General features: G+C 65.5%; 4 protein-coding genes. All 4 read right to left on the bottom strand.

Translation table 11 applies throughout. From position 1 onward, the window contains the following. A partial coding sequence (locus tag JWM94_RS00575) for a hemerythrin domain-containing protein (RefSeq protein ID WP_299419661.1) occupies positions 1-470 on the bottom strand: 470 nt, incomplete at its 3' end. Between the two features lie 97 nt (positions 471-567). Then, entirely contained in the window at positions 568-1,260 is a 693-nt protein-coding gene (locus tag JWM94_RS00570) for a phosphatase PAP2 family protein (protein ID WP_299419658.1), read from the bottom strand. Between the two features lie 34 nt (positions 1,261-1,294). Beyond that, the gene (locus JWM94_RS00565) at positions 1,295-1,630 is read right to left on the bottom strand and encodes a hypothetical protein (RefSeq protein ID WP_299419653.1); all 336 of its coding nucleotides are present in this window, start codon (positions 1,628-1,630) and stop codon (positions 1,295-1,297) included. 42 nt (positions 1,631-1,672) lie between these two features. After that, on the bottom strand, positions 1,673-3,039 hold a 1,367-nt coding region (locus tag JWM94_RS00560; protein ID WP_299419650.1), incomplete at its 5' end, for a glycoside hydrolase family 92 protein.

Raw genomic sequence — 3,039 nt, 5'->3', positions numbered from 1 at the left:
AACCCGTAGGCGGTATAGTCCGCGTCCAGCTCTTCCTTGCGCGCGCGGAGCAGCACGCCCAGCTCGACCATGTCTAGCCCGGCCGTGCGCGCCTGGATGAACATGCCCTCCATCCGCGCTTCCTCTTCCTCGACATGGTGCTCGATCTGCTCGGACAGCACCTTGACCTTGGCGTCGTAATATTCGTCGCCGGGCCCGCCCGCCTCGATCTCCGCGATCAGCACCTTGGCGCCGTCATGCTCGACATAGGCTTCCTTGAGCAGGTCTTCCTCGATCTTGCCCTCGCATGCCGGGTAGAAAATCTCTTCCTCGATCTGGGCGTGGACGGTGAGCTCGAGGCAGATCTGCCTGGCGATCTTCTCCTTGGCGCCGTCGCCCTTGGCGCCCTCGAACTTCTCGAACAATTCCTCGACGCTGCGGTGATCGGCTTTGAGCAGTGCGATCGCGTCCTGTTTCGGGGTGTCGGCCATGTCCAAATCTCCTCCTGCGGTTCATCCGACAAATCGCGTTCGCGGTGCTTGGTTCCGCGAAACGGCGCGACCTTGATCGAGGTTGGCACGATTGCGGTCAGCCCCGCGTCAACCGTCCTCGCAACCACCGGTTGGCCGCGAATACCGCGAGCGCCCAGGCGGTGCCGAAGCTCCACCCGGCGAGCACGTCGCTCGGCCAGTGCACGCCCAGGAACACGCGCGTGCAGCCGATCAGCACCACGATCAGGCTCGCGAACCCGACCAGCGCCAGCCGCGCCGCCCACGACTTCGCGCCTTCCGCCAGCATCAGCGCGAGCGTCAGGTACAGCGCGGCGGAGACCATTGCGTGCCCGCTGGGGAAGCTGGCGTCGGTGACTTGCGCGAGGTGCGGGACCAGCGCGGGGCGCGGCCGTGCGATCCACGCCTTCAGGCCATTGTCGATCAGCGACGCGCCGATCAGCGACACCGCGATCCACCCGGCCTCGGCGCGCTTGTGCCGGTACAGCAGCCACGCGAGCCCGGCCACGCCGAACAGCCACATCAGCGTGCCGCCGCCCAGCGCGGAGATATCGACCGCCGATTGCAGCAACCAATGCGGCCCGATCGGCTGGCTGAGGTCGCCGGGGGTACGCAACCCGACCAGGATCGCAGTGTCGAGGCTGAAGCTCTCGCCCTCGATCAGCTCGTCGGCCAGATGCGCGCCGAGCCCGATCAGTGACACGACCAACAGCGCGAGCGCGGGCCACAACCACGGGCGCAGGAAATGGGGTTTGGGCGTGTCGTCGGTCACCGCGGTGACCTTGGCACAATCGCGCGGCGTTCGCCTAGCGCTCGACCGTCATCAGCGCCTTGTCGGCGAAGCGATCGTCGGCGGGGCTCCACAATTCGCTGGTCTGGAACGGGCGATCGGTCAGTACGATCTCGCCCAGCCCGTCGAGCTTGAACACGCCAAGCTTGTATTCCTTGGGCGCCGCGCCATCGCGCTCCAGCGTGACCGCACCGACATGCACCGCATCGTGCTTCATGAACAAAACGTGCGGTGCCAGGATGACGGGCTGGCGATTGTATGTCGCCGCCACGCAATGCTTGGTGACGATCGCCTGGAGGATCGTCGGGGTCGCTCCCGTGGGCGCCGGCTCGGACTGTTCGGTCAAGTACATGGCCTCCGCATAGCATTTATGGTGCAGTGCAGCAAGAACGGATCAATAACCGCTCATCGAATAGGGCCGCGCCGCGATGCTCGTCCCCCAGGTCTTGTCCGGCGTCGCGCTCATCGTGAAGCGCAACGTCCCGCCGCGCTCGATCTCATCGTGCGTGATATAGACGCGGGTCAACGGCTTGCCGTTGAGGCTGACCGCGCCGACGTATTTGTTGGCGTCGCTCAGCCCGTCTGTGACGATCATGAAACGCTTGCCGTTTGGCAGCTTGATCGTCGCGCGATCGACGAACGGCCGGCCGATCACATATTGTCCGCTGCCCGGCGCGACGGGGTAGAAACCGAGCGCGGTGAACACCAGCCACGCCGACATCTGGCCAATGTCGTCGTTGCCCGACAGGCCCTTTTCGGTGTCGTTATACTGGCTGTCCACAATCTGCTTCAGCCGTGCCTGCGTCCGCCATGGTGCCCCGGCAAAAGCGTAGAGATAGGCGACATGGTGGCTCGGCTCGTTGCCATGGATGTACTGGCCGATCAGCCCGGCGATATCCTCCGACTTCGAATAATCGACCTTCGAATTGTCGAAATCGAACATCGCGTCGAGCTTGGCGACGGTTGCCGCGTCGCCGCCCAGCATGTGGAACAGCCCGCCCTGGTCCTGCGGCACGAACCACGAATATTGCCAGGCGTTGCCCTCGGTATAATCGGAGCCGTAGTTGATCGCGGTGGGGTCGAACGGCACGCGGAAACTGCCGTCGACCTTGCGCGCACGCAGCCAGCCGGTCTTGGCGTCGAAGCTGTTGCGCCAATAGGCCGCGCGCTTTTCGAACGTCGCGGCGACGTCCGTCCGACCCATCGCGCGTGCCATCCGCGCGATCGTCCAGTCGTCATAGGCATATTCGACCGTCTTCGACGCCGCCTCGGGCTCGCGGTCGATCGGGACGTAGCCGAGCTGCATGTAATCGCCGAGCCCGCCGTACGGCGCATAGGTCGCGCTCGCGACCATCGCGTCGAGCGCCTTGTTCGCGTCGAACCCGCGGATGCCCTTCAGATAGGCGTCGGCGATGACGGGCACGGCGTGATAGCCGATCATCGTCCACGTCTCTTGCCCCTGGAACTGCCAGACCGGCAGGATGCCGTACGGGCTCGCCTCGCGGCTGGCGACCAGCGAGCGTACGACGTCGGCGGTGGTCGATGGCGGCTGGACGATGGTGAGCAGCGGATGCTCGGCGCGGAACGTGTCCCACAGCGAGAAGGTCGAGCGCTGGACGTAGCCCCTGGCGAGATGGACCTGGTCGTCGGGACCGCGCCAGCGCCCGTCGGCATCGCTCCACACGCTGGGGGCGAGCAGCGCATGATACAGCGCGGTCATCACGCTGGTGCGCAGTGGCGCGTCGCCCTCGATTTCCAATG

Source organism: Sphingomonas bacterium (assembly GCF_028289855.1).
In the GTDB taxonomy this organism is placed as follows: Bacteria; Pseudomonadota; Alphaproteobacteria; order Sphingomonadales; family Sphingomonadaceae; genus Sphingomonas.
This window is presented reverse-complemented; position numbering and strand designations above follow the sequence as displayed.

Coding starts and splice junctions, on each gene's coding strand:
- JWM94_RS00565 (WP_299419653.1), bottom strand. CDS start 1,630: ATGTACTTGACCGAACAGTCCGAGCCGGCGCCCACGGGAGCGACCCCG.